The organism is Streptomyces sp. NBC_00523 (assembly GCF_036346615.1).
Taxonomy (GTDB): Bacteria; Actinomycetota; Actinomycetes; order Streptomycetales; family Streptomycetaceae; genus Streptomyces.
Genome location: NZ_CP107836.1, coordinates 5,185,727 through 5,211,124 on the forward strand (window position 1 = coordinate 5,185,727; position 25,398 = coordinate 5,211,124).

The 25,398-nt window shown below is 71.9% G+C and carries 16 protein-coding genes; 7 read left to right on the forward strand and 9 right to left on the reverse strand.

All coding sequences use genetic code 11. From position 1 onward, the window contains the following. Nucleotides 1-50: 50 nt before the first annotated feature. Both OHS17_RS23755 and OHS17_RS23760 read right to left on the reverse strand, forming a co-directional pair. Entirely contained in the window at nucleotides 51-725 is a 675-nt protein-coding gene (locus OHS17_RS23755; RefSeq protein ID WP_330313781.1) for a response regulator, read from the reverse strand. Then, nucleotides 722-2,323: a sensor histidine kinase gene (locus tag OHS17_RS23760; protein ID WP_330313782.1), complete on the reverse strand. Its 1,602-nt coding sequence runs from the start codon at nucleotides 2,321-2,323 to the stop codon at nucleotides 722-724. Before OHS17_RS23760 ends, OHS17_RS23755 begins: the two co-directional genes overlap by 4 nt. Nucleotides 2,324-2,459: 136 nt before the next feature. On the opposite strand from OHS17_RS23760, the gene OHS17_RS23765 reads away from it, so the two are divergent. Genes OHS17_RS23765 through trxA form a run of 3 tightly spaced genes read left to right on the forward strand, consistent with a single transcriptional unit; the run spans nucleotide 2,460 to nucleotide 4,628 of the window. Beyond that, nucleotides 2,460-3,833, forward strand: a complete 1,374-nt coding sequence (locus tag OHS17_RS23765) for a cation:dicarboxylate symporter family transporter (RefSeq protein WP_330315336.1) — start codon at nucleotides 2,460-2,462, stop codon at nucleotides 3,831-3,833. Nucleotides 3,834-3,887: 54 nt separating this feature from the next. After that, nucleotides 3,888-4,292, forward strand: a complete 405-nt coding sequence (locus tag OHS17_RS23770) for a MerR family transcriptional regulator (protein WP_330313783.1) — start codon at nucleotides 3,888-3,890, stop codon at nucleotides 4,290-4,292. Between the two features lie 3 nt (nucleotides 4,293-4,295). Beyond that, nucleotides 4,296-4,628, forward strand: a complete 333-nt coding sequence (gene trxA / locus OHS17_RS23775) for a thioredoxin (protein WP_161212871.1) — start codon at nucleotides 4,296-4,298, stop codon at nucleotides 4,626-4,628. A gap of 45 nt (nucleotides 4,629-4,673) precedes the next feature. On the opposite strand, the gene glgB is transcribed toward trxA, so the two are convergent. The 4 genes from glgB to OHS17_RS23795 all read right to left on the reverse strand — a co-directional run bounded on the left by glgB (nucleotide 4,674) and on the right by OHS17_RS23795 (nucleotide 12,519). Continuing rightward, entirely contained in the window at nucleotides 4,674-7,094 is a 2,421-nt protein-coding gene (gene glgB, locus OHS17_RS23780) for a 1,4-alpha-glucan branching enzyme (RefSeq protein ID WP_330313784.1), read from the reverse strand. A gap of 67 nt (nucleotides 7,095-7,161) precedes the next feature. After that, the gene (locus tag OHS17_RS23785) at nucleotides 7,162-8,556 is read right to left on the reverse strand and encodes a maltokinase N-terminal cap-like domain-containing protein (RefSeq protein ID WP_330313785.1); all 1,395 of its coding nucleotides are present in this window, start codon (nucleotides 8,554-8,556) and stop codon (nucleotides 7,162-7,164) included. 226 nt (nucleotides 8,557-8,782) lie between these two features. Further along, nucleotides 8,783-10,489: a maltose alpha-D-glucosyltransferase gene (treS, locus tag OHS17_RS23790; RefSeq protein ID WP_018102566.1), complete on the reverse strand. Its 1,707-nt coding sequence runs from the start codon at nucleotides 10,487-10,489 to the stop codon at nucleotides 8,783-8,785. After that, nucleotides 10,486-12,519: an alpha-1,4-glucan--maltose-1-phosphate maltosyltransferase gene (locus tag OHS17_RS23795; RefSeq protein WP_330313786.1), complete on the reverse strand. Its 2,034-nt coding sequence runs from the start codon at nucleotides 12,517-12,519 to the stop codon at nucleotides 10,486-10,488. Before OHS17_RS23795 ends, treS begins: the two co-directional genes overlap by 4 nt. Nucleotides 12,520-13,074: 555 nt before the next feature. Here OHS17_RS23795 and glgP point away from each other — a divergent pair. Next, nucleotides 13,075-15,678: an alpha-glucan family phosphorylase gene (gene glgP, locus OHS17_RS23800; RefSeq protein WP_330313787.1), complete on the forward strand. Its 2,604-nt coding sequence runs from the start codon at nucleotides 13,075-13,077 to the stop codon at nucleotides 15,676-15,678. A 188-nt stretch (nucleotides 15,679-15,866) separates the two neighbouring features. After that, nucleotides 15,867-17,081, forward strand: a complete 1,215-nt coding sequence (locus tag OHS17_RS23805; RefSeq protein WP_330313788.1) for an alginate lyase family protein — start codon at nucleotides 15,867-15,869, stop codon at nucleotides 17,079-17,081. 107 nt (nucleotides 17,082-17,188) lie between these two features. Here OHS17_RS23805 and OHS17_RS23810 read toward each other — a convergent pair whose 3' ends face one another. The 3 genes from OHS17_RS23810 to OHS17_RS23820 all read right to left on the reverse strand — a co-directional run bounded on the left by OHS17_RS23810 (nucleotide 17,189) and on the right by OHS17_RS23820 (nucleotide 23,490). Next, nucleotides 17,189-19,234: a M4 family metallopeptidase gene (locus OHS17_RS23810; protein WP_330313789.1), complete on the reverse strand. Its 2,046-nt coding sequence runs from the start codon at nucleotides 19,232-19,234 to the stop codon at nucleotides 17,189-17,191. Nucleotides 19,235-19,627: 393 nt separating this feature from the next. Then, nucleotides 19,628-21,517, reverse strand: coding sequence for an ABC transporter ATP-binding protein (locus tag OHS17_RS23815; protein WP_330313790.1), 1,890 nt, complete (start codon nucleotides 21,515-21,517; stop codon nucleotides 19,628-19,630). Then, complete coding sequence (locus OHS17_RS23820; protein WP_330313791.1) at nucleotides 21,514-23,490, reverse strand: ABC transporter ATP-binding protein; 1,977 nt, start codon at nucleotides 23,488-23,490, stop codon at nucleotides 21,514-21,516. Before OHS17_RS23820 ends, OHS17_RS23815 begins: the two co-directional genes overlap by 4 nt. Nucleotides 23,491-23,660: 170 nt before the next feature. Between OHS17_RS23820 and OHS17_RS23825 the strand changes: the two genes are divergently transcribed. Both OHS17_RS23825 and OHS17_RS23830 read left to right on the forward strand, forming a co-directional pair. After that, nucleotides 23,661-24,590 (forward strand): ABC transporter ATP-binding protein, encoded by a 930-nt coding sequence (locus tag OHS17_RS23825; protein WP_330313792.1) that lies wholly within the window; start codon nucleotides 23,661-23,663, stop codon nucleotides 24,588-24,590. A gap of 1 nt (nucleotide 24,591) precedes the next feature. Continuing rightward, entirely contained in the window at nucleotides 24,592-25,389 is a 798-nt protein-coding gene (locus tag OHS17_RS23830) for an ABC transporter permease (protein ID WP_330313793.1), read from the forward strand. The last annotated feature ends 9 nt before the right edge of the window (nucleotides 25,390-25,398 follow it).

Below are 25,398 nucleotides of genomic sequence, written 5' to 3' on the forward strand. Positions count from 1 at the left end.
TAGGAAGGTCCTAGGGACAAAAGTCGCATCACGGGACCGGTCGCCCCAGCTCAGCGCCCCTCCGGCCGCCACCGGTAGTGCAGCTCGGGCCGCCCCACCTGCCCGTACTGCGGACTGCGCACCGCCCGCCCCGCCGTCACCAGGTGCTCCAGATAGCGGCGCGCGGTGATCCGCGAGATCCCCAGCTCCAGGCCCGCCGCCGCGGCCGTGAGTCCGTCCGGGGCCGCCCGCAGCGCCCCGGTCACCGCCTCCAGGGTCGGACCACTCAGCCCCTTGGGCAGCCGGGCCGGCTCCGGGGCCCGCAGCGCGGCGAGCGCCCGGTCCACCTCGTCCTGCCCGCTCGCCTCACCGGCCGCCGCCCGGAACTCCGCGTACCGCACGAGCCGGTCCCGCAGCGTGGCGAAGGTGAACGGCTTCAGCACGTACTGCACGACGCCCAGCGAGACGCCCTCCCGGACCACGGTCAGGTCGCGGGCCGAGGTCACGGCGATCACGTCCGCCGCGTGCCCGGCCGCCCGCAGCGAGCGCAGCAGCTGGAGCCCGTGCCCGTCGGGCAGATAGAGGTCCAGGAGCAGCAGGTCGACCGGGACGCGCTCCAGGGCGCGTACGGCCTCGGCGCGCGAGTGCGCCACGGCGGCCACGGCGAAGCCCGGCACCCTGCCCACGTACAGCCGGTGCGCGTCGGCGGCCACCGGGTCGTCCTCCACGACCAGGACCCGGATCACGACCGCACCCCCGCGCCCAGCGGCAGCCGTACGGTGAACTCCGCGCCCCCGTCCGGACCCCGCTCCAGCGCCACCGTCCCGCCGCCCCGGTGCGCCGCCTGGCGGACCAGGGCCAGGCCGAGGCCGCGCCCCGCGCCGTGCGTCGACCAGCCGGCCCGGAACACCTCGGCGGTGTCCGCCGGGGCGACCCCGGCCCCGTTGTCCGCGACCCGCAGCAGCAGTTCGCCCCCGTCGGCGAGCGCGGTGACGGTGACCCGGCCGCGCACGGGCGCCTCCTGGGTCACCGCGTCCACCGCGTTGTCGATCAGATTGCCGAGGATGGTCACCAGATCGCGGGCGGGGAGCGACGCGGGCAGGGCGCCGTCGTCTATCAGGCTGTCCTCCGCGAGCACCAGCTCCACGCCCCGTTCGTTCGCCTGCGCCGCCTTGCCCAGGAGCAGGGCGGCGAGCACCGGTTCGGCGACCGCGCCCACCACCCGGTCGGTGAGCGCCTGGGCCAGCTCCAGTTCGGCCGTGGCGAAGCCCACCGCCTCGTCCGCCCGGCCCAGCTCGATCAGCGAGACCACGGTGTGCAGCCGGTTCGCCGCCTCGTGCGCCTGGGAGCGCAGCGCCCGGGTGAAGCCGCGCTCCGAGTCCAGCTCCCCGGAGAGCGCCTGGAGCTCGGTGTGGTCGCGCAGGGTCACCACGGTCCCGCGCCGCTCGCCGCCGACCACCGGACGGGTGTTGACGACGATGACCCGGTCCGCCGTCAGGTGCACCTCGTCCACCCGCTCCTCGGAGGCGAGCAGCGCCCCGGTCAGCGGGGCCGGCAGATCGAGGTCGGCGACCCGGCGGCCCACCGCGCCCGGGGCCAGGCCGAGCAGGTCCCGGCCCGCGTCGTTGACCAGGGCGATCCGGCGCTGCCCGTCCAGCATCAGCAGCCCCTCGCGCACCGCGTGCAGGGTCGCCTCGTGGTAGTCGTGCATCCGGCTCAGCTCCGCCGCGTTCATCCCGTGCGTGTGCCGCCGCAGCCGCGCGTTGATCACGTACGTGCCGAGCCCGCCGAGCACCAGCGCCGCGCCGGCCGCCAGCGCCAGGGCGCCCAGCTGCGCCCGCACCTGCGAGGAGACCCGGTCCACGGTGATGCCCGCGCTGACCAGCCCGGTGATCCGGCCGCCGTCGCGGACCGGGGTGACGACCCGGATCGAGGGCCCGAGCGTGCCGGTGTACGTCTCCGAGAAGGTCTCCCCGCGCAGCGCCCGGGCGGTGTGCCCGAGGAAGGTCTCACCGATGCGGTCGGCGTCCGGGTGCGTCCAGCGGACCCGGTCCGGGCTCATGATCGTGATGAAGGCGATCCCGGTGTCCTTGCGCACCCGCTCCGCGTACGGCTGGAGCGCGGCGGACGGGTCGTCGGTGCGGATCGCCTCCCGGACGGACGGCGATCCGGCCACCGAGAGGGCCACCGCCCGCACCTGCCGCGCCGCCGTCTCCTCGGCCTGGCCGCGCCCTGAGACGTACGCGAAGAACGCGCAGCCCGCCACGACGGCCGCCACCAGCACCACCTGCCACGCGAACAGCTGGCCGGCCAGGCTGCGCGGTCGGGTACGGGGGAAACGCATGCGGATAAGTGTGCCTGGCCGAAAACGTATGAACGAAATGACCGTAAGGGTGACCGGGGTCACAGCGGGCGGGATAGTCGCCGGGACCCCCGGCACGGGGGTGGGACGACGACGACCCGAGGAGACCCCCGTGGCAGTGAGCGCCGCCGAAACGGAACGCACCAAGCCGGACCGTACGAAGTATCTGTATCTCGCCGTGATCGTGGCCGTGGGCCTCGGCATCCTCGTGGGCTTCGTCGCCCCCGACGCCGCCGTGGAGCTCAAGCCCATCGGCACCGGGTTCGTGAACCTGATCAAGATGATGATCTCGCCGATCATCTTCTGCACGATCGTCCTGGGCGTCGGCTCCGTCCGCAAGGCCGCCAAGGTCGGTGCCGTCGGCGGGCTCGCCCTCGGCTACTTCCTGGTCATGTCGACCGTCGCGCTGGCCATCGGCCTGATCGTCGGCAACATCCTGGAGCCCGGCTCCGGCCTCCACATCACCGAGGCGGTCCGCGCTGCCGGTGAGAAGCAGGCGGCGGGGGCCGGTGAGTCCACCACGGACTTCCTGCTCGGGATCATCCCGACCACCCTGGTCTCCGCCTTCACCGAGGGCGAGGTCCTCCAGACCCTCCTGATCGCCCTGCTCGCGGGCTTCGCCCTCCAGGCCCTGGGCTCGGCCGGCGAGCCGGTGCTGCGCGGCATCGGGCACATCCAGCGCCTCGTCTTCCGCATCCTCGCCATGATCATGTGGGCGGCGCCCATCGGCGCGTTCGGCGCGATGGCCGCGGTGGTCGGCGAGACCGGAGTGGACGCCCTGAAGTCCCTCGCGGTCATCATGATCGGCTTCTACGTCACCTGCGCGCTCTTCGTCTTCGTGGTGCTCGGCGCGATCCTGCGCCTGGTCGCGGGGGTCAACATCTTCGCGCTGCTGAAGTACCTCGGCCGCGAGTTCCTGCTGATCCTGTCCACCTCGTCCTCGGAGTCGGCGCTGCCCCGGCTGATCGCGAAGATGGAGCACATGGGCGTCAGCAAGCCCGTCGTCGGCATCACCGTGCCGACCGGCTACTCCTTCAATCTGGACGGCACCGCGATCTACCTGACGATGGCCTCGCTGTTCATCGCCAACGCCACCGGCGACCCGCTGAGCATCGGTGAGCAGATCTCCCTGCTGGTCTTCATGGTCATCGCCTCCAAGGGCGCCGCGGGCGTCACCGGCGCCGGACTCGCGACCCTCGCGGGCGGCCTCCAGTCGCACCGCCCCGAGCTGGTGGACGGCGTCGGCCTGATCGTCGGCATCGACCGCTTCATGAGCGAGGCCCGCGCCCTGACGAACTTCGCGGGCAACGCGGTCGCCACGGTCCTCGTCGGCACCTGGACCAAGGAGATCGACCGCGAGCGGGTGGACCAGGTGCTCTCCGGCGCGATCCCCTTCGACGAGAAGATGCTCAGCGACGAGGGCCCGGCCGAGCCGTACGTCCCCGAGGCCCGCGAGGGTGGCGAGGACCGGCCCTCGCTCACCAAGGTCTGACCGGCCCGCGTTCCTCCTTGCCTTGACGTCGGCGTCAAGGATTACGGTCGCGGTATGCGAATCGGGGAGCTGGCCGAACGGGCCGGGACGACGACGCGGACGCTGCGTTACTACGAGTCGCGCGGGCTGCTGCCCGCGCGGCGCGCGGTGAACGGCTACCGCACGTACGACGAGAGCGACCTCAGGCTCATCCGGCAGATCCGGACCCTCCAGGACTTCGGGTTCGACCTGGAGGAGACCCGGCCCTTCGTGGAGTGCCTGCGCGCCGGGCACCCCGCCGGGGACGCCTGCCCCGCCTCGCTCGCCGTCTACCGGCGCAAGCTCGGCGAGCTCGACCGGCTCATCGAGCAGCTGCGGGCCGTCCGCACGGAGGTGGGCGCCCAGCTGGCCCGCGCCGAGCTGGAGGTGTCCGCCGAACTGCCCGGCGGCCCCGAACCACGCTGCGAACTGGGAGGATGACTGATGATCCACGTAACGGGCGTCGACGAGCTCACCGACGAGACCTTCGACGCCGAGGTGCTGGGGGAGACCCGGCCCGTCCTGGTGGAGTTCACCGCCGACTGGTGCGGCCCGTGCCGCCAGCTCGCCCCGGTCCTGGGCGCCATCGCCGAGGAGGAGCGCGAACGGCTCCGCGTCGTCCAGATCGACGTCGACCGCAACCCGGGGACCAGCACCCGGTACGGCGTCCTGTCGATGCCGACCCTGATGGTGTTCCGGGACGGCGAACCGGTGAAGTCCATGGTCGGCGCCCGCCCGAAGCGGCGGCTGCTCCAGGAGCTGGAGGACGTGCTCTGACCGCCCGAGGGGGCGGGGCCACCGTGGCCCCGCCCCCTCACCGCGTCACGCCGGCTTGAACCACACCGTCGCCAGCGGCGGCAGCGTCAGCGTCACGCTCGACGGCCTGCCGTGGGACGGCACGTCCTCCGGCTTCAGCGGCTCCTCGTTGACCACCCCGCCGCCCCCGTACCGGGCCGCGTCCGTGTTCAGGACCTCCGCCCACAGCCGGGGACCCTCCGGCACCCCGAGCCGGTAGTCGTACCGCACCACCGGCGAGAAGTTGGAGACCGCCAGCAGCGGCGCGCCCTTCGCGTCGTGGCGCAGGAACGCGAACACGTTGTCCTCCGCCGCGCCCCCGTCCACCCAGGCGAAGCCCTCCGGACGGGTGTCGCGCTGCCAGAGCGCGGGCGTCGCCCCGTACACCCTGTTGAGGTCGCCGACCAGCTCCCGCACCCCGCGGTGGTCGCCGGACGCCTCGTACGCCGGGTCCAGCAGCCACCAGTCCGGGCCGTGGCCCTCCGACCACTCCGCGCCCTGGGCGAACTCCTGCCCCATGAACAGCAGTTGCTTGCCCGGGTGGGCCCACATGAAGCCCAGGTACGCGCGGTGGTTGGCGCGCTGCTGCCACCAGTCGCCGGGCATCTTGCTCACCAGTGCCTGTTTGCCGTGCACCACCTCGTCGTGCGAGATCGGCAGCACGTAGTTCTCGCTGTACGCGTACACCATCGAGAACGTCATCTCGTTGTGGTGGTACTTGCGGTGCACCGGCTCCTTGGAGACGTACACCAGCGAGTCGTGCATCCAGCCCATGTTCCACTTCAGCCCGAAGCCGAGCCCGCCGTGGTCGGTCGCCCGGGTCACGCCGTCCCAGGCCGTCGACTCCTCGGCGATGGTGACCACGCCCGGATTGCGCCGGTAGACCGTGGCGTTCATCTCCTGGAGGAAGGCGACCGCGTCCAGGTTCTCCCGCCCGCCGAACTCGTTGGGCGACCACTGGCCGTCCTCGCGCGAGTAGTCCAGGTAGAGCATCGAGGCGACCGCGTCCACCCGCAGCCCGTCGATGTGGAACTGCTCGCACCAGTACGTGGCGTTGGCGACCAGGAAGTTGCGCACCTCGGTCCGCCCGTAGTCGAACTCCAGCGTCCCCCAGTCCGGGTGCGCGGCCCGCCGCGGGTCCTCGTGCTCGTACAGCGGCCGCCCGTCGAACTCCGCGAGCGCCCAGTCGTCGCGCGGGAAGTGCGCCGGCACCCAGTCCATGATCACGCCGATCCCGGCCCGGTGCAGCGCGTCCACCAGGAAGCGGAAGTCGTCCGGCGAGCCCATCCGGGAGGTCGGCGCGTAGAACCCGGTCACCTGGTAGCCCCAGGAGCCGCCGAAGGGGTGCTCCGACACCGGCATCAGCTCGACGTGCGTGAAGCCCAGCTCCTTGACGTACGCGGGCAGTTGCTCCGCCAGCTGCCGGTACGAGAGGCCGGGCCGCCAGGACGGCAGGTGCACCTCGTACACCGAGAACGGCGCCTCGTGCACCGGCACGTTCCCGCGGTTCGCCATCCACTCCTCGTCCTGCCACACGTGGTGCGCGGCCGTCACCACCGAGGCGGTGGCGGGCGGCACCTCGGTGTGCCGGGCCATCGGGTCCGAGCGCGTCGTGTGCGAACCGTCCGGGCGGCAGATGTCGAACTTGTACAGCGCGCCCTCCCCGGTCCCCGGCAGGAACAGCTCCCACACCCCGGACGAGCCCAGCGACCGCATCGGGAAGCCCGTGCCGTCCCAGTAGTTGAAGTCACCGCACACCCGCACGCCCCGGGCGTTCGGCGCCCACACCGTGAACCGCGTCCCGGCGACCCCCTGGTGCTCCATCGGCCGCGCCCCGAGCGCGGTCCACAGCTCCTCGTGCCGCCCCTCCCGGATCAGGTGCAGATCCAGCTCCCCGAGCGCGGGCAGGAAGCGGTACGGGTCGTGGACCTCGATCTCGTTGTCGTCGTACGTGACCAGCAGCCGGTACTCCGGGACCTCCGGCAGCGGCAGCACCCCGGAGAACAGCCCGTCCCCGTCGCTGTGCAGCGGCGCCCGCAGCCCCTTCGCGAGCACGGTGACCGCCCGGGCGAACGGGCGCAGCACCCGGATCTCCACCCCGTCGCCCACCTGGTGCGCGCCCAGCAGATCGTGCGGGGCGTGGTGCTCGCCGGCCAGCAGCCGGCCTCGGTCGGCGTCGTGCAGCGGGGTGGCCGGGCGCAGCTCCTGGCTTCCGGCGCTGCGGGGCTTGGGCGGCGCGGCGGCCTTCCTCGCGCGCTTCGGCGGGGCGGCGGCGGACCCCGTCGCGGGGGTCTTCTTCGGGGCGCGCTTCTTCGCGGGCGGCCCGGCCTGCGGGGAGGACAGCGTGGCGGCGATCGGCTCCTCGGTGAGCGGGAGCTCGGCGGCGGGCGCGGCGGGGGTGGCGGACGCGGCGGGCTCGGACTTGCGGGACGGCTTGCGGGCGGTCACAGGGACAGCCTCCTCGGAGGTGTTGGCGGGGTGGGACGGGCGGGGCGGTACGGGGGAGGGGGCATCCTCAGCCGGCGGAGTCCGCGGCCAGGCGGTGGATCGCGGCCATCGGGACCGGCAGCCAGTCGGGCCGGTGCCGGGCCTCGTACAGCACCTCGTACACCGCCTTGTCGGTCTCGTGGGCGCGCAGCAGCTCCGGCTCGGCGCGCGGGTCGGTGCCCGCCGCCTCGGCGTAGCCGTCGCAGTAGGCGTCCCGGCAGCGGGCGGCCCACTCGGGCTTCCAGGGCCGGTGCGACCGGGCCGCGTAGTCGAAGGAGCGCAGCATCCCGGCCACGTCGCGTACCGGGGGCTGCGGGCTGCGGCGCTCCGGGAGCGGCCGGGCCGGCTCGCCCTCGAAGTCGATCAGCGACCAGAAGCCGTCGGCGCCCCGCAGGGTCTGGCCGAGGTGGAGGTCGCCGTGCACCCGCTGGGCGGCCCAGCTGCGCCCCTCGTGCCCGAGCGCGGCGACCGCGTCGAAGGCGGTGCGCAGCCCGGGGACGTACGGGACCAGCTCCGGGACCGCGTGGGCGGCGGCCTCCAGGCGCTCCATCATGGCGGCGGCCAGTTCGTCGGTCTGGGAGCGGCGGAGCAGCGGGGTGGGCAGGGCGGCGGCGAGCGCGGTGTGCACCTCGGCGGTGGCCCGGCCCAGCGCCTTCGCCTCGGCCAGGAAGTCGTGCCCGGTGGCGAGGGCGCGCAGGGCGAGCTGCCAGCCGTCCTGGGCGCCGCGCAGGAAGGGCTGGAGCACCCCGAGCGTCAGCCGCTCCGGCGTCGCCGCCTCGAACCAGGCGACCGGTGCCGGGACCCGCCCGCACCCCTCGCGGGAGAGCGCGAGCGGCAGTTCCAGGTCGGGGTTGGTGCCCGGGAAGACCCGGCGGAAGATCTTCAGGATGTACGCGTTGCCGTACACCAGCGAGGAGTTGGACTGCTCGGTGTCCAGCACCCGGGGCGGCAGGTCCTCCGGGATGGGCTCCGCGCCCCGGTCGAAGCGGACCGCGCCGAGCCGGCCGGGGGTGCGCAATCGTTCCAGCAGCAGCGAGGCGAGGCGCGCGTCGTGCAGCCCGTCGTAGACCGCGAGCCCCGCCAGCGGTCCGTCGGGCACCCGGCCGATGGCGGCGGGCGCGAGGTGCTGGGGCAGTGCGGAGCGGACCCCGAGGAGCAACTGGTAGCAGTCCACGGGGGGCTGGGCGGGCATGGTGGGCTGATGGACCCGCACCAGCAGGTGCAGCAGCCCGGGGGTGGTGCCGTCGCCGCCGTCCACCGGCAGTATCTCGGTGGCCGAGACGAGCGAGAAGGCGGTGATGGGCCGTCCCTTGCCCGCGAACCACCGCTGCCGGGGCAGCCATTCGTGGAGCAGCGGTCCGAGAGACGGGATCAGGGCTGTGCTGTTCGCCAGGGTGACCTGAGCGGATGCAGCCTCCGACATGGCATCGCGTCCTTTCCCCGGGCACACCACAGGATGCGAAGAGTGTCCCGGATTGCGGCATTGGCTGTCCGGCTGTGCGGGACGTGTCGGGTCAGGATGATCCGTACGGACTCGACATGAGGGGATAGAAACGCCAGGAGGATCCAGGAAGCTTCCTGAACCACCCGGTATGGGTGCGAGTGCCCCGTGCGGGGCGGCGGAAACCGCCCCGCACGGGTCGTACGCGTCAGCTCGGCGGCGCGTCCTTGCGCAGCCGGAACCAGTAGAAGCCGTGTCCCGCGAGAGTCAGCAGGTAGGGCCACTGACCGATGGCGGGGAAGCGCACCCCGCCGATCAGCTCCACCGGATGACGCCCGTTGAAGGACCTGAGGTCGAGCTCCGTCGGCTGTGCGAACCGGGAGAAGTTGTGGACGCACAGCACGAGGTCGTCCCCGTGCTCCCGGGTGAAGGCGAGCACGGCCGGGTTCGACGAGGGCAGTTCGTTGTAGGTGCCCAGGCCGAACGCGGGGTTCTGCTTGCGGATCTCGATCATCCGCCGCGTCCAGTGCAGCAGCGAGGACGGGGAGGCCATCGACGCCTCGACGTTGGTGACCTGGTAGCCGTAGACCGGGTCCATGATCGTGGGGAGGTAGAGCCGCCCCGGATCGCTGGAGGAGAACCCGGCGTTGCGGTCGGGCGTCCACTGCATCGGGGTGCGGACGGCGTCCCGGTCGCCCAGCCAGATGTTGTCGCCCATCCCGATCTCGTCCCCGTAGTAGAGGATCGGGGAGCCCGGCAGCGAGAGCAGCAGGGCGGTGAACAGCTCGATCTGGTTGCGGTCGTTGTCCAGCAGCGGCGCCAGCCGGCGGCGGATGCCGATGTTGGCCCGCATCCGCGGGTCCTTGGCGTACTCCGCGTACATGTAGTCGCGCTCTTCGTCCGTCACCATTTCGAGCGTCAGCTCGTCGTGGTTGCGCAGGAAGATGCCCCACTGGCAGTTGTCCGGGATCGCCGGGGTCTTCGCCAGGATTTCGGAGACCGGGTAGCGGCTCTCGCGCCGCACGGCCATGAAGATGCGCGGCATCACGGGGAAGTGGAACGCCATGTGGCACTCGTCCCCGCCGGAGCCGTAGTCCCCGAAGTAGTCCACCACGTCCTCGGGCCACTGGTTGGCCTCGGCGAGCAGGACGGTGTCCGGGTAGTTGGCGTCGATCTCCTTGCGGACCCGCTTGAGGAAGTTGTGGGTCTCCGGCAGGTTCTCGCAGTTGGTGCCCTCGCGCTGGTAGAGGTACGGCACCGCGTCGACCCGGAAGCCGTCGATGCCCAGGTCCAGCCAGAAGCGGAGGGCGGAGATGATCTCCTCCTGCACCGCCGGGTTCTCGTAGTTGAGGTCGGGCTGGTGCGAGAAGAACCGGTGCCAGTAGTACTGCTTGCGCACCGGGTCGAAGGTCCAGTTGGACGACTCGGTGTCCACGAAGATGATCCGGGCGTCCGGGAACTGCTTGTCGTCGTCGGCCCAGACGTAGTAGTCGCCGTAGGGCCCGTCGGGGTCGGTCCGGGACTGCTGGAACCACTCGTGCTGGTCGCTCGTGTGGTTCATGACGAAGTCGATGATCACGCGCATGCCGCGCTGGTGCGCGGCGTCCACGAACTCCACGAAGTCGGCGAGGTCGCCGAACTCCGGCAGTACGGCGGTGTAGTCGGAGACGTCGTAACCGCCGTCGCGCAGCGGTGACTTGAAGAAGGGCGGCAGCCAGAGGCAGTCGACCCCCAGCCACTGGAGGTAGTCGAGCTTGGCGGTGAGCCCCTTCAGGTCTCCGATGCCGTCGCCGTTGGAGTCCTGGAAGGACCGGACGAGCACCTCGTAGAAGACGGCACGCTTGAACCAGTCGGGATCGCGGTCCTTGGCCGGGGTGTCCTCGAACGTGTCGTGGACGGGCTCATTGACGATCATGGTGTGGGTGACCCTCCGGTCGGCGGGGACGGTCGCAGGACGGCGATGTGCGCGGGCGTGACGCCCGGCTCTAGGCGCACATAGAACGTCCTGCCCCAGTGATAGGAAGTGCCGGTGAGCTCGTCGCGCACCGGCACGCTCTCGTGCCGGTCGAGGCCGAGTTGCGGCATGTCCAACGAGACGGTCGCCTCCTGGGTGTGGTGCGGGTCGAGGTTGACGACCACCAGAAGGATGTTCGAACCGGAACGCTTGCTGTACGCGATCACCGCGTCGTTGTCCGAGGCGTGGAAGTGCACGTCACGCAGCTGCTGCAGGGCCGGGTGGCGGCGCCTGATCCGGTTGAGCGAGGTGATGAGCGGGGCGAGCGAACGGCCCTCGCGCTCTGCGGCTTCCCAGTCCCTGGGCCGGATCTCGTACTTCTCCGAGTCGAGGTACTCCTCACTGCCGTGGTGGATCGGGGTGTTCTCGCACAGCTCGTACCCCGCGTACACCCCCCAGGAGGGGGAAAGGGTCGCCGCGAGCACCGCCCTGGCCTCGAACGCGGGCCTGCCGCCTTCCTGAAGGTATCCCGGAAGGATGTCGGGCGTGTTCACGAAGAAATTCGGCCGCATGAACGCGGCGGTCTCACCGGCCAGTTCGGACACGTAATCCGTGAGTTCCTGACGGGTGTTCCGCCAGGTGAAATACGTGTACGACTGCTGGAACCCGATGGCGCCGAGGGTGCGCATCATCGCCGGCCGGGTGAATGCCTCGGCCAGGAAGATCACATCGGGATCGGTGCGGTTGATCTCCGCGATGACCTTCTCCCAGAAGATCACCGGTTTGGTGTGCGGATTGTCGACGCGGAAGATCCGTACCCCCCGGTCCATCCAGAACCGCAGGATGCGGACGCTCTCCGCGACGATGCCCGGAAGATCCTTGTCGAAGGCGATCGGATAGATGTCCTGGTATTTCTTCGGCGGATTCTCCGCGTACGCGATCGACCCGTCGGCCCGGTGCTGGAACCACTCGGGGTGCTGCTCCACCCACGGATGGTCCGGCGAGCACTGGAGGGCGAAATCCAGGGCCACTTCGAGGCGCAGGGTGCGGGCCGTCTCCACGAAATGGACGAAGTCGTCCAGCGTGCCCAGGTCCGGGTGGACCGCGTCGTGCCCGCCCTCCGCCGAACCGATCGCCCAGGGCACGCCCACATCGTGCGCGGAGGGGGTCAGCGAGTTGTTCGCGCCCTTGCGGTGCGTCGTGCCGATGGGGTGGATGGGCGGCAGGTAGACCACGTCGAAGCCCATCGCGGCGACCGCCGGAAGCCGCTCGGCCGCCGTCCGGAAGGTGCCGCTGACCAGCCGGGGCGGCTGCGCCTCGGCGGCCTTGGCGCCCCGGCCCTTGCGCGGCTTCGGGGTCTCGTACCTGGCCCCCTCGGAGCGCGGGAACATCTCGTACCAGGAGCCGTACAGCGCGCGCCGGCGCTCGACCACCAGCGGGTGCGGGCGGGACGCGGTGACCAGTTCGCGCAGCGGGTGGCGGTCCAGCGCCTCCCGGGCCTCGGGCGCCAGGGCCGCCGCGAGGCGCGCCTCGGCCGGCCGGGACGCGTCGCGCAGCGCGTCCACCGCAGCCAGCACGGCCTCCCGGCCGTCGCGCTTCGGGACGCCCTCGGCGGCGCGCTCGTACAGCTCCGCGCCCTCGGCGAGGACCAGCGCGGTGTCGATGCCCGCCGGGATCTTGATCCCCGCCGCGTGGCGCCAGGTGGCGACCGGGTCGCTCCACGCCTCGACCGTGTACGTCCAGCGGCCCTCGGAGTCCGGGGTGACCTCGGCGCCCCAGCGGTCGGTGCCCGGCGCCAGCTCGCGCATCGGCGTCCAGGGGCCAGGACGGCCGCTCGGACTGCGCAGCACCACATTGGCGGCCACCGCGTCATGGCCCTCGCGGAAGACGGTCGCGGTGACCTGGAAGGTCTCGCCGGCAACGGCCTTGGCGGGCCTTCTGCCGCAGTCGACGAGCGGATGGACGTCGAGAACGGGAATGCGACCGATCATGGAATCACCTGGGGGCTGGAGCTGGGACTCGGCAAAGTGGGCAGCGTGCGCCGAAGGCTGAACGCGCGCGCCGCGAAGGTGGGGATGCGTCCTTTCTAGCCGCTCCGTGGATGACTGGTGGGGTGTGGGCATGGCCGCTCCTGTGCGCGTTCACTCGAATGGCAGTCCAAACAGGTCGTATACGAACCGGGGGACCGATCGCCGTTGGCCGGGGAATGAAAGACACGCGTGCCGGAGAAGCCTTTCCCCGCAACGTGGTGGGCCAATCCGGTGATATGTCATCTGCTCGGTCGTACGGGGGACGTGGGAATGGGCGCCACCCGGCAGCTTTCCTTGTGCCGCGAAGGCCCACAAGACCGAATGAGGAGAAGGAATCGGCCATAACGCCTGTGACGTACGGGCCCGGTGAAGCCTTCCGGGACGGGAGAGGCATACGGGAAAACCATGCGCCGTGTCCGGCGCGCCGGGGACCCGGCTACCGTCGAGGGTGACGGAGCGGCGCACATGGAGGTGCGTCCCGCTCGGATTCGTACGTCCCCTGTAAAGGTGGAATACGTGAAGGCCATTCGTCGATTCACCGTGCGTCCCGTCCTTCCGGACTCCCTCCAACCCCTCAGCGACCTGGCGCGGAACCTGCGCTGGTCCTGGCACACCGAGACCCGCGAGCTCTTCCGGGCCGTCGACCCGGCGGCCGGCTCCGACGCGGAGTGCGACCCCGTACGCCTGCTCGGCTCCGTGTCCGCGGGGCGGCTCGCCGAGCTGGCCCGGGACGAAGCGTTCCTGCGCCGGCTCGCCGAGGCGTCCGCCGACCTCCGCGCGTATCTCCAGGGCCCCCGCTGGTACCAGGAGCAGCGCGAGCAGGAAGGCGCGCTGCCCGCCGCGATCGCCTACTTCTCACCCGAATTCGGGGTGACCGCCGCCCTGCCGCAGTACTCCGGCGGGCTCGGCATCCTCGCCGGGGACCACCTCAAGGCCGCCAGCGACCTGGGCGTGCCCCTCATCGGCGTGGGGCTGCTCTACCGCCACGGCTACTTCCGGCAGAGCCTGTCCCGGGACGGCTGGCAGCAGGAGCACTACCCCGTCCTCGACCCGAACGAGCTGCCCCTCACCCTGATCCGCGAGGCCGACGGCACCCCGAGCCAGATCGTCCTGGACCTGCCCGGCGGCCGGTCCCTGCACGCCCAGATCTGGCAGGCCCACGTCGGCCGGGTCCCCCTGCTCATGCTCGACTCCGACGTCGAGGAGAACGCCCCCGGCGAGCGCGAGGTCACCGACCGGCTGTACGGCGGCGGCAGCGAGCACCGGCTGCTCCAGGAGATGCTGCTGGGCATCGGCGGCGTCCGCGCCGTGCGCGCGTACTGCCGGCTCACCGGCCACGCCGCCCCCGAGGTCTTCCACACCAACGAGGGCCACGCCGGCTTCCTCGGCCTGGAACGCATCCGCGAACTCGCCACGACGGGGCTGGACTTCGACGCCTCCGTGGAGTCCGTCCGGGCCGGCACCGTCTTCACCACGCACACCCCGGTCCCGGCCGGAATCGACCGTTTCGACCGCGAACTTGTCGCCCGCCACTTCGGCGAGGACGGCGAACTGCCCGGCGTCCCCGCCGACCGCGTCCTGGAACTCGGCAGGGAGACCTACCCCGGCGGCGACCCGGGCGTCTTCAACATGGCGGTCATGGGGCTGCGGCTCGCCCAGCGCGCCAACGGCGTCTCCACGCTGCACGGCGCGGTCAGCCGGGAGATGTTCGCCGGGCTCTGGCCGGGCTTCGACGCGCCGGAGGTCCCGATCACCTCCGTCACCAACGGCGTGCACGCACCGACCTGGGTCGCCCCCGAGGTCTACCGGCTGCGCGCGGAGTCGGGCGGCACCCCGGGCCGCTGGGACTCCGTCGCGGACATCCCGGCCCGCCGGCTCTGGGACCTGCGCCGCACCCTGCGCGAACAGCTGGTCGCCGAGGTCCGGCAGCGGCTGCACGCCTCCTGGCGCCACCGGGGCGCCCAGCCCGCCGAGCTCGGCTGGATCGACGGCGTGCTCGACCCGGACGTCCTCACCATCGGCTTCGCCCGCCGCGTCCCCTCGTACAAGCGGCTGACGCTGATGTTGCGCGACCGGGACCGGCTGCGGGCGCTGCTGCTGGATCCGGAGCGGCCGGTCCAGATCGTCGTCGCGGGCAAGGCGCACCCGGCCGACGACGGCGGGAAGCGGCTGGTCCAGGAGCTCGTCAGGTTCGCCGACGACGCCCGGGTCCGGCACCGGATCGTCTTCCTGCCCGACTACGGAATGGCGATGGCCCAGAAGCTCTACCCGGGCTGCGACGTCTGGCTGAACAACCCGCTGCGCCCGCTGGAGGCGTGCGGCACGAGCGGGATGAAGGCCGCGCTCAACGGCTGTCTCAACCTGTCCGTGCTGGACGGCTGGTGGGACGAGTGGTTCGAGCCGGACTTCGGCTGGGCGATCCCGACGGCCGAGGGCGCCGCGCTGGACGAGGACCGGCGCGACGACCTGGAGGCCAACGCCCTGTACGAGCTGATCGAGGACCGGGTCGCCCCGCACTTCTACGAGCGCGGGGACGAGGGGCTGCCCGGCCGCTGGATCGAGATGGTCCGCCGCACGATGGGCACCCTGGGGCCCAAGGTGCTCGCCGACCGCATGGTCGCGGAGTACGTGGAGCGGCTGTACGCCCCCGCCGCGCTGGCCCAGCGCTCGCTGGACGTGCCCCGGGCGCGGGAGCTGGCGGGCTGGAAGGCGAAGGTCCGGGCCGCCTGGCCGAGGGTGGCCGTCGACCATGTGGAGGCGGTGACGCCGACCGCCTCCGGTACGACGGCGGAGCTGGGCTCCACGCTGGCGCTGCGGGTCCGGGTCTCGCTGGGCGCGCTGGCGCCGGACGACGTGGAGGTGCAGGCGGTGGCCGGGCGGGTCGACTCGGCCGACGCGATCTCGGAGGCCCAGATTTTCCCGTTGAAGCCGGCGGGCGGCCAGGATCTGGAGGGCCACTGGCTGTACGAGGGCCCGCTCGCCCTGGACCGCACGGGACCGTACGGCTACACCGTGCGCGTGCTGCCCGCCCACCGGCTGCTGGCCGGCGGCGCCGAACTCGGCCTGGTCGCGCAGCCGACCGGGGCCACGGGTGACGGCGGGGGAGTGCTGCTGCGCTGAGGCGAGCAGCCCCCAGGGCCCGGTGCCGGGAATCGTCTCCCGGCACCGGGCCCTTCGCTTTCCGAAGACAGAACCTTGACGTGTCCATGGAATGCCTTTAGGTTCCTCACTCATCGCAGCGTTCACAAACCGGCCCATCGTTCATATATGAGAACGACAGGTCTCCCCGAACCGGAAGGCACCCCCACATGCGCACCGGAACCATCGCGCGCGGCCTCGGCCTCGCCGCCGCCCTCGCGGCCCTCACCTCCGGCCTCTTCATGGCCCCCGCCTCCGCCGGCCCGGCCGCCGCCCCGGCCCCGGCCCGGGCCGCCGCCCCCGCGGCCTTCACCCACCCCGGCGTACTCGTCAGCCGCCCCCAGCTCGACTTCGTACGCTCCAAGGTCCAGGCGGGCGCCCAGCCCTGGAAGAGCGCCTACGACCAGATGATGGGCAGCAAGTACGCCTCGCTCAGCCGGACCGCGAAGCCCCGCGCGGTCGTCGAGTGCGGCTCGTACTCCAACCCCAACTACGGCTGCACCGACGAGCGCGAGGACGCCATCGCCGCGTACACCCTCTCGCTGGCCTGGTACATCACCCAGGACAGCCGGTACGCGCAGAAGGCGATCGAGATCATGGACGCCTGGTCGGCCGTGATCAGGGACCACACCAACAGCAACGCCCCGCTCCAGACCGGCTGGGCGGGCTCCTCCTGGCCGCGGGCCGCCGAGATCATCAAGTACACGTACAACTCCTGGCCGAACTCCGGCCGCTTCGCCACCATGCTGCGCGACGTCTATCTGCCGAAGGTCATCAACGGCTCGAACAGCAACGGCAACTGGGAGCTGTCCATGACCGAGGCCGCGATCGGCATCGCGGTCTTCCTGGAGGACCGGACCGCCTACGACAAGGCGGTCGCCAAGTTCCGGGGCAGGGTCCCCGCGTACATCTACGTGAGCGCGGACGGTGCGCTGCCGAAGACGGCGCCCGGCAGCGGGCTCGACACCCGCGACAAGATCATCAACTACTGGCAGGGGCAGTCCACGTTCATGGACGGGCTCTCCCAGGAGACCTGCCGCGACCTCACCCACACCGGATACGGCCTCTCGGCCATCTCGCACATCGCCGAGACCAGCCGCATCCAGGGGCAGGACCTCTACCCGGAGATCGCCGAGCGGCTGCGCCACGCGCTGGGGCTGCACGCCAAGTACCAGGTGGGCAACCCCGTCCCGGGCAATCTCTGCGGCGGCAGTCTCAAGGACAGCCTCGGGCCGGTCACCGAGGTCGGGTTCAACGCGCTGCACAACCGGATGGGCATCGCGATGACCAACACCCAGACCCTCACCGAGCGGCAGCGGCCCGCCGGGTCCAACAACCTGTTCGTCGCCTGGGAGACGCTGACCCACGCGAACAACCCGAACTGAGCACACGCGCGGCCGCCCGGGAGAAGGGGTCTTCTCCCGGGCGGCCGTGTCGTGTCAGCGACGGGTCATGCGGTGACCCGCGCGGTGGGGGGTGGCGCTCAGGGGTTTCAGAAGGTCAGCTTGAAGCTGTTGATCTTCCCGGTGTCCCCGCTGTAGACGTCCTGGACCTTGAGCTTCCAGGTGCCGTTGGCGGTCTCGGACGAGGCGTTGACGGTGTAGGTCGTCTGGACGTTGTCCGCCGAGTCGCTGGAGGACGAGTTCTTCAGGCGGTACGTGCTGCCGTCCGGCGCGACGAGGTCGATGACCAGGTCACCGCGGTAGGTGTGGGTGATGTCCACGCCCACCTTGAGGGTGCTCGGGGCGTTGCCGGTGCGGCCGGTGACGGTGATCGAGCTGGTCACGGCCGAACCGTGGTCGGGGATGGACACGGCGGTGTTGTTCTCGTAGACCGTGCCGCCGGGGTCGGTGCCGCCGCCGGAGCGCGCACCGACGTTGATCCCGGCCCAGGCGTCCTGGACGGCCTTGTACTCGGCGCTGGTCGTGCCGTACAGCTCACCGGCTGCCGCGAGCGTGCCGGTGCGGGCCCCCGCGTAGTTGGTGGTGGAGGTGAACTTGGTGGAGAGCGCCTTGAACCAGATCTGCTCCGCCTTCGCCCGGCCGATGCCGGTCACCGGCAGGCCGTCGGAGGTCGGGGAGTTGTAGCTGACGCCGTTGATGGTCTTGGCGCCGCTGCCCTCGGAGAGCAGGTAGAAGAAGTGGTTGGCCGGACCCGACGAGTAGTGCACGTCGATGTTGCCGATGCCCGAGTACCAGGCGTCCTTGGACGCCCCGTCCTTGCTCGGCTTGTCCTGGTAGCGCAGCGGCGTACCGTCGCCGTTGATGTCGATCTTCTCGCCGATCAGGTAGTCACCCGGGTCGGCAGAGGTGTTGGAGTAGAACTCGACCGCGGTGGCGAAGATGTCGCTGGTCGCCTCGTTGAGGCCGCCGGACTCACCGCTGTAGACCAGGCCGGCGGTGTTCGAGGTGACGCCGTGGCTCATTTCGTGGGCCGCCACGTCCAGCGCGGTCAGCGGGTGGGCGTTGCCGCTGCCGTCGCCGTACGTCATGCAGAAGCAGCTGTCGGACCAGAAGGCGTTCACGTAGTTGTTGCCGTAGTGGACGCGGGAGTACGCACCGACGCCGTTGCCCTTGATGCCGTTGCGGCCGTGGACGTTCTTGTAGTAGTCCCAGGTCTCGGCCGCACCGTAGTGGGCGTCCGCCGCCGCGGTCTCCGGGCTGGTGCCGTTGCCGTCTCCCCAGACGTCGTCGGAGCCGGAGAAGAGCGTGCCGGTGCCGGACGACGTGCTGTGGTTCAGGTTGTACGTCTTGTGGTTGCCGCGGGCGGTGTCGGTCAGGTTGTACGAGCCGGAGGACCCGGAGGTGCCGAGGGTGACCTGGCCGCTGTACTCGGTGTTGCCGACGCCGTTCTCGATGGCCTGCCACTGGAACAGCTTGGCCCCGGAAGTGGCGTCGGTGACGACGTGCAGCTCGTTGGGGGTGCCGTCCTCCTGGAGGCCGCCGACCACGGTCTCGTACGCGAGCTGCGGGGTGCCCGAGGCCATCCAGACGACCTTGCGGGGCGCCTTGTCCGCCTCGGCCTTGTCCGAGCCGGCCGCCTTCGCCGCGCCGAGCGCCTGCTTGGAGGCCGCCGCCGGGGTGATGTCCGCGACGGTGTCGACGGCCTTCAGCTGGGAGGTGGTGGCGCGGGATGCCTTGACGACGCTCTCGGTCGCGCCGGCCTTCGACTCCTGGACGACCAGGTCTCCGCCGAGGACCGGGAGGCCGTCGAAGGTGCGCTCGTAACGGGTGTGCGTGGTGCCGTCGTTGTCCTGGACGACGTCCTTGACGACGAGCTTCTCCTGGGACCCCAGGCCGAGCTCCTTCGCCGTGGCCGCCCGGCTCGCGGTGGCCTCGCGGATCAGCTCGGCGCGCTGAGAGGGCGAGAGCTGCTTGGGCAGGGCGCCGGGGTTCGCCTTGGAGGCGGTGGCGGTCCTGCTGGTGCCGTTGTCCGGGGCGGCGGAGGCCGGTCCGGACTGGACGCCTACGGCGAGAAGGGCTGCTGCGGCTATAAGAGCGCCGGTCGCGGTGGCACGACGGCTGTGCGTGGATCTCACGCGGACTCCTTCTGCGAGGGGGGTACCGGCGGCTGGGTGAGCCGTCCGGGCAGAGCAAGCAGAGCGCGGAACGGGGTGAAGAGTGTCAGGAGTCGGCCATCCCTGTCAGGACCGCGTCAACAACTTGGCCGGAATTCGTTCGTTGCCGGAAGATGCGTGTTCGTTAAGCGGACGTTTCGCGGATGGCCACGCGGGGGTGCGAAGGGGCGTCCCGAGGGCTCGTGCGGCCTGAAAGCGCAGGGCGCGTCGGGGTTGCGGGCGGAGGGGCGCAGTGCGACGCGAATGTGAACAAGCGGAAAGTTCCCACCTGTCGAGACAGTGCCGGGGCGTGGCGCGATCCGGCTGTCCGCCCTCATGACAAAAGGGGCGGACAGCCGGGGCGGCGCGGGGCCGTCAGGCCAGGCTCTCCCGCCAGGCGCGGTGCAGTCCGGCGAAGCGGCCCGTGCCCGCGATGAGTTCGGCCGGCGTGCCGTCCTCCACGATCCGCCCGCGCTCCATCACGAGCACCCGGTCCGCGACCTCCACGGTCGAGAGCCGGTGCGCGATGACCACCGCGGTGCGGCCGTGCAGCACCGTGTCCATCGCCTGCTGCACCGCGCGCTCACCGGGGATGTCCAGCGAACTGGTCGCCTCGTCGAGGATCAGCACCGCCGGGTCGGCCAGCAGCGCCCGGGCGAACGCCACCAACTGCCGCTGCCCCGCAGAGATCCGGCCGCCCCGCTTGCGGACATCGGTGTCGTAGCCGTCGGGCAGACCGGTGATGAAGTCGTGCGCGCCGATCGCCTTCGCGGCCCGCTCGATCTCCTCCCGGCCCGCCTCCGGGCGGCCGATCGCGATGTTCTCCGCGACCGTCCCGGAGAACAGGAACGCCTCCTGGGTCACCATCACCACCCCGCGCCGCAGCTCGGGCGTGGCCAGGTCGCGCAGGTCGGTGCCGTCCAGCAGGACCCGGCCCGCGCTCGGGTCGTAGAACCGGGCCAGCAGCTTGGCGAGCGTCGACTTGCCGGCCCCCGTGGAGCCGACCACAGCCACCGTCTGCCCGGCCGGGATCGTCAGGTCGAACGGGGGCAGCACCTCGCCGCCCGTCCGGTATCCGAAGCTCACCCCGTCGAAGACCACCTCGCGGCCCGGCTGGTCACCGGTCCTGGCGGGCAGCTCCACGGGCTCCAGCGCCTCCGGGACCGTCGGCGCCTGGGCGAGCAGCCCGGCGATCTTCGTCAGCGAGGCCGCCGCGGACTCGAAGGAGTTGAGGAACATGCTGAGCCGGTCGATCGGGTCGTACAGCCGCCGCAGATAGAGCACCACCGCGGCCAGCACCCCCAGCGCGAGACCGCCGTCCGCCACCCGGTAGGCGCCCCACAGCACGATTCCGGCCACCGCCGTATTGGCGACGAGCCGCGAGCCGACGACGTACCGCGCGTTCTCCAGCATCGCGGCCCCGTTGGCGGCCCGGTGACGCGCGTTCAGCTCCAGGAACGCCGCGTCGTTCACCGGCTCGCGGCGGAACGCCTGGACCGGCCGGATGCCGTTCATGGTCTCCGCGAACTTCACGATCACCGTGGCGATCGCCGTCGAACGGGCGGCGAAGATCACCGAGGAGCGCTTCCGGTAGAGCCGCACCAGCAGATACAGCGGCAGGAAGGACGCCACCGCCGCCGCGCCCGTCGCCAGGTCCAGCCAGAGCAGCACCACGGCGATGGACGCGAACGACAGCACGATGTGGATCAGCTCCTGGAGCCCCTCGTCCAGCAGCTCCCGCAGCGACTCCAGGTCGGTCGTGGAGCGCGAGATCAGCCGTCCCGAGGTGTAGCGCTCGTGGAAGTCCACGCTCAGCGCCTGCGCATGGCGGAAGATCCGGCCGCGCAGGTCGAGCAGGACGTTCTGGCTGACCTGCGCGGACAGCCGGATGAACGCGTACTGAAGGAGGCCCGCGGCCACCGAGCACAGCGCGTAGCCCAGCGCCACGGCGATCAGCGGCCCGTAGTCGTCGTCGCGGAAGGCGGGCACCCCGCTGTCGATGGCGTACGCCACCAGCAGCGGCCCGGCCTGCACCGCGGCCTGCTGCAACAGGATGGCCAGGGCGGACGCGGCGACCCGCCCCCGCATCGGCCGCAGCAGCGAGGCGAGCAGCTGCCCGGTGGCGCCGCGCCGGGTCGGCAGGTCGTCGCGGTCGAAGGGGTCCCCGGCCGTCGTGTCCCGCGCGGCCGCCCGCCGGTCCTCCTCGCCGCCGGAACCGGCGGGCTCGGCGGGCTCGGCGGACTGTCCGGTCGTGGTGCTCGTCATCGGGTGCTGCCCTCCTCGGCAGGGGCCTTCGCGCCCAGGGGTTCGGTGTCGCGGGCGGGGCGCGCCTCGCGGCCGGGCTCCGGTACGGGCTGCGCCTGCGGTACGGGCTTCGCCTCCTCCGCACCGGCCTCCGGCACGGGCTCGGCCTGCGCGTCGCCCAACGACCCCGCGTCGCCCAACGACCCCGCCTCGCCCGACGGCCCCGGGCCGTCCCCCGCGCCCGACATCAGCCAGGCGTACTCGGCGTTGGTGCGCAGGAGTTCCTGATGGGTGCCGACCGCGCTGATCCGGCCCCCGGACAGCAGCGCCACCCGGTCCGCGAGCATCACGGTCGACGGCCGGTGCGCGACCACCACCGCCGTGGTCTCCGCCAGGACCTGCCGGAGCGCCGCCTCCACCAGGGCCTCCGTGTGCACGTCGAGCGCGGAGAGCGGGTCGTCCAGGACCAGGAAGCGCGGCCGGCCCACCACCGCCCGGGCCAGGGCGAGGCGCTGGCGCTGGCCGCCGGACAGGCTCAGGCCCTGCTCGCCGACCTCCGTGCCGGTGCCCTGCGGCAGCTCGTGGACGAAACCGGCCTGGGCGACCGAGAGCGCCCGCAGCAACTCCTCCTCGCCGGCCCCCTCGTCGCCCATCAGCACGTTCTCGCCGACGCTCGCCGAGAAGAGCGTCGGCTCCTCGAACGCCACCGACACCAGCTCCCGCAGCCGGGCGCGCGGCATGGCGGCGATGTCCTCGCCGTCCAGCGTGATCCGCCCGGCCGTCGCCTCGTACAGCCGGGGCACCAGCGAGGTGAGCGTGGTCTTGCCGGACCCGGTCGCACCGACCAGGGCCATCGTCTCGCCCGGCCGGATGCGCAGATCGATCCCGGCCAGCACGGGCGCCGAGCCCTCCTCCGCGTCGGGATAGCGGAACTCGACGCCCTCGAAGACCATCCCGCCCGCCCCGGCGGTCCCGGGCGCGGCCGACTGCCCGGTGTCCTCCTCCTCGGCGGCGTCCATCACCTCGAAGTACCGCTCGGTCGCCGTCGCCGCCTCCTGGCTCATCGCCAGCAGGAAGCCGATCGACTCGACGGGCCAGCGCAGCGCGAGGGCCGTGGACAGGAAGGCGACCAGGGTGCCCGCGGACAGGTCGCCGTCGGCGACCTCGATCGTGCCGAACACCAGGGCGGCCCCGATGGCGAGTTCGGGGAGCGTGGTGATGAGGGTCCAGATCCGGGCGAGCAGCCGGGCCTTGACCAGCTCCGTGGTGCGCAGCTTCCCGGCGAGCGCCCGGAAGGCGGCGGCCTGGCTGCGGTGGCGTCCGAAGCCCTTGATGATGCGGATGCCGAGCACGCTCTCCTCGACCACCGTGGTCAGGTCGCCGACCTGGTCCTGGGCGCGGCGCGCGACCGCGGCGTACTTCGCCTCGAACGCCGAGCAGATGATCACGAGTGGGACGACCGGGGCGAGCAGCACCAGGCCGAGCGTCCACTCCTGGAACAGCAGGACCACGAAGCCGACGAGGATCGTGGTCGCGTTGACCAGCAGGAAGGTCAGCGGGAAGGCCAGGAACATCCGGACCATCATCAGGTCGGTCGTGCCGCGCGACAGCAACTGCCCCGACGGCCAACGGTCGTGGAAGGCCACCGGCAGCCGTTGCAGATGCCGGTACAGGTCCGCCCGCATCGACGCCTCGACCCCGGCCAGCGGACGCGCCACCAGCCACCGCCGCACCCCGAACAGCACCGCCTCGGCGATGCCCAGGAGCAGTAGATACAGCGCCCCGAGCCAGACCCCGCCCGGGTCCGCGTCCGCGACCGGGCCGTCCACGATCCACTTCAGGACGAGCGGGATCACCAGGCCCAGACAGGAGGCGAAGATCCCCACCAGCGCGGCCCCGGAGAGCCGTGCCCGTACCGGCTTCACGTAAGGCCACAACCGCAGCAGCGAGCGCACGGCCGACCGGTCCTTGGGTTCTACATGTTCCTGGTGCATCAGGGAGGAGCCTACGGTCCGTCCGGATAACGGTCCTGCGGTTTTATCCCGCCACCGGGCGCGCCGGACGGACCCCTAGGGGTCGTACGGGGCATCAGCCGATCGGCCGATGGCGGTTCGAGCGCGATGGCCGATACCGGGGCGGGCCCGGCGGGCCGATGCTCGGTGCCATGGCAATCATCGAAGCGAACGGGGTGCGCAAGTCCTACGCCGGCCGCCCCGTGGTCGACGGGGTCTCCTTCGCCGTCGACGAGGGGGAGATCTTCGGGATTCTCGGCCCCAACGGCGCGGGCAAGACCACCACCGTCGAGTGCGTCGCGGGCCTGCGGGTCCCCGACGCGGGCACCGTCCGGGTCGCCGGGCTCGACCCGGTCGCCGACCGCGCCCGGGTGACCGGACTGCTCGGCACCCAGCTCCAGGAGAGCGAACTCCAGACCAAGATCACCGTACGGGAGGCCCTGGACCTGTACAGCGCCTTCTACCCCCGGCCCGCCGACTGGCGCCCGCTCGCCGAACGGCTCGGCCTGGACGGCAAGCTGGACACCCGCTTCCACCGGCTCTCCGGCGGCCAGAAGCAGCGGCTGTCCATCGCGCTCGCCCTCGTCGGCCGGCCCCGCGTGGTCATCCTGGACGAGCTGACCACCGGCCTCGACCCGCGGGCCCGGCGCGACACCTGGCAGCTGATCGAGGACATCCGGGACGGCGGCGTCACCGTCGTGCTCGTCACCCACTTCATGGAGGAGGCCCAGCGCCTCTGCGATCGCATCGCCGTCATCGACCGGGGGCGCGTCGTCGCGCTCGACACCCCGGCCGGTCTCGTCGCCGGGGCCGACGGCTCCACCGTCATCTCCTTCACGCCCTCCGCGCCGCTGCCCGAGGCCGAACTCGCGGGCCTGTCCGGCGCGGTGTCGTACGAGACCGAGGGCGGCCGGGTCGTCATCAACGGCACAGACGAAACCGTCAACGCCGTGATCTCGCTGCTGGCCCGGCTCCGCGTCACCGCGCACCGCCTGCGCGTCTCCGAGGCCACCCTGGACGACGCCTTCCTCGACCTCACCGGCCCCGTCGACGGGCCCGGCCGCACAGAACGGGCAGCCTGAGATGGCCACCGCGCACACCGCACCCACCGCCCCCGCCGCCGCGCCCCGCACCGCCGTGCCCGGCGCGGCGCTCGCCGTCCTCAAGGCGGAGACCCGGCTCTTCCTGCGGGAACCGGGCAGCCTGTTCTGGATCGTGGTCTTTCCGACCGTGCTCCTGACGATCCTCGGCTTCGTCCCCTCCTTCCGGGCGCACGACGACGGACTCGGCGGCCGTCGCGTCATCGACCTCTATGTGCCCGTCGCGGTGCTGCTCGCCCTGATCATGTCCGGGCTCCAGGCGATGCCGCCCGTCCTCACCGGCTACCGCGAACGCGGCATCCTGCGCCGGATGTCCACCACACCGGTGCGGCCCTCCGCGCTGCTCGGCGCGCAGATCGCCCTGCACGGCGCGGCCGCGCTCGTCTCCGCCCTGCTCGTCGTCGCCGTGGGCCGGATCGCCTACGGGGTGCGGCTGCCGGACCAGCCGTTCGGCTATCTGCTGGCGCTGCTGCTCGCGGTCGTCTGCGTCCTCGCCATCGGCTCGCTGATCTGCGCGCTCTCGCGTACGACGAAGATCGCCGCCGCCGCGGGCTCGCTCGTCTACTTCTCCATGATGTTCACGGCGGGCGTCTGGGTCCCCGTCCAGGCCATGCCCGACGCGCTGCGCCGCGTCGTCCAGGCCACCCCCTTCGGCGCCGCGTCCCAGGCCCTGGACCAGGCCGCCCGGGGCGACTGGCCCGCCCTGGCCTACCTCGGGGCGGTCGCCGCCTGGGCCCTCGCGGCCGGGTGGACCGCGATCCGCACGTTCCGGTGGCAGTAGGGGCTTGGG

Coding starts and splice junctions, on each gene's coding strand:
- OHS17_RS23760 (WP_330313782.1), bottom strand. CDS start 2,323: ATGCGTTTCCCCCGTACCCGACCGCGCAGCCTGGCCGGCCAGCTGTTC.
- OHS17_RS23770 (WP_330313783.1), top strand. CDS start 3,888: ATGCGAATCGGGGAGCTGGCCGAACGGGCCGGGACGACGACGCGGACG.
- trxA (WP_161212871.1), top strand. CDS start 4,296: ATGATCCACGTAACGGGCGTCGACGAGCTCACCGACGAGACCTTCGAC.
- OHS17_RS23785 (WP_330313785.1), bottom strand. CDS start 8,556: ATGTCGGAGGCTGCATCCGCTCAGGTCACCCTGGCGAACAGCACAGCC.
- treS (WP_018102566.1), bottom strand. CDS start 10,489: ATGATCGTCAATGAGCCCGTCCACGACACGTTCGAGGACACCCCGGCC.
- OHS17_RS23795 (WP_330313786.1), bottom strand. CDS start 12,519: ATGATCGGTCGCATTCCCGTTCTCGACGTCCATCCGCTCGTCGACTGC.
- OHS17_RS23805 (WP_330313788.1), top strand. CDS start 15,867: ATGCGCACCGGAACCATCGCGCGCGGCCTCGGCCTCGCCGCCGCCCTC.
- OHS17_RS23815 (WP_330313790.1), bottom strand. CDS start 21,517: ATGACGAGCACCACGACCGGACAGTCCGCCGAGCCCGCCGAGCCCGCC.
- OHS17_RS23820 (WP_330313791.1), bottom strand. CDS start 23,490: ATGCACCAGGAACATGTAGAACCCAAGGACCGGTCGGCCGTGCGCTCG.
- OHS17_RS23825 (WP_330313792.1), top strand. CDS start 23,661: ATGGCAATCATCGAAGCGAACGGGGTGCGCAAGTCCTACGCCGGCCGC.
- OHS17_RS23830 (WP_330313793.1), top strand. CDS start 24,592: ATGGCCACCGCGCACACCGCACCCACCGCCCCCGCCGCCGCGCCCCGC.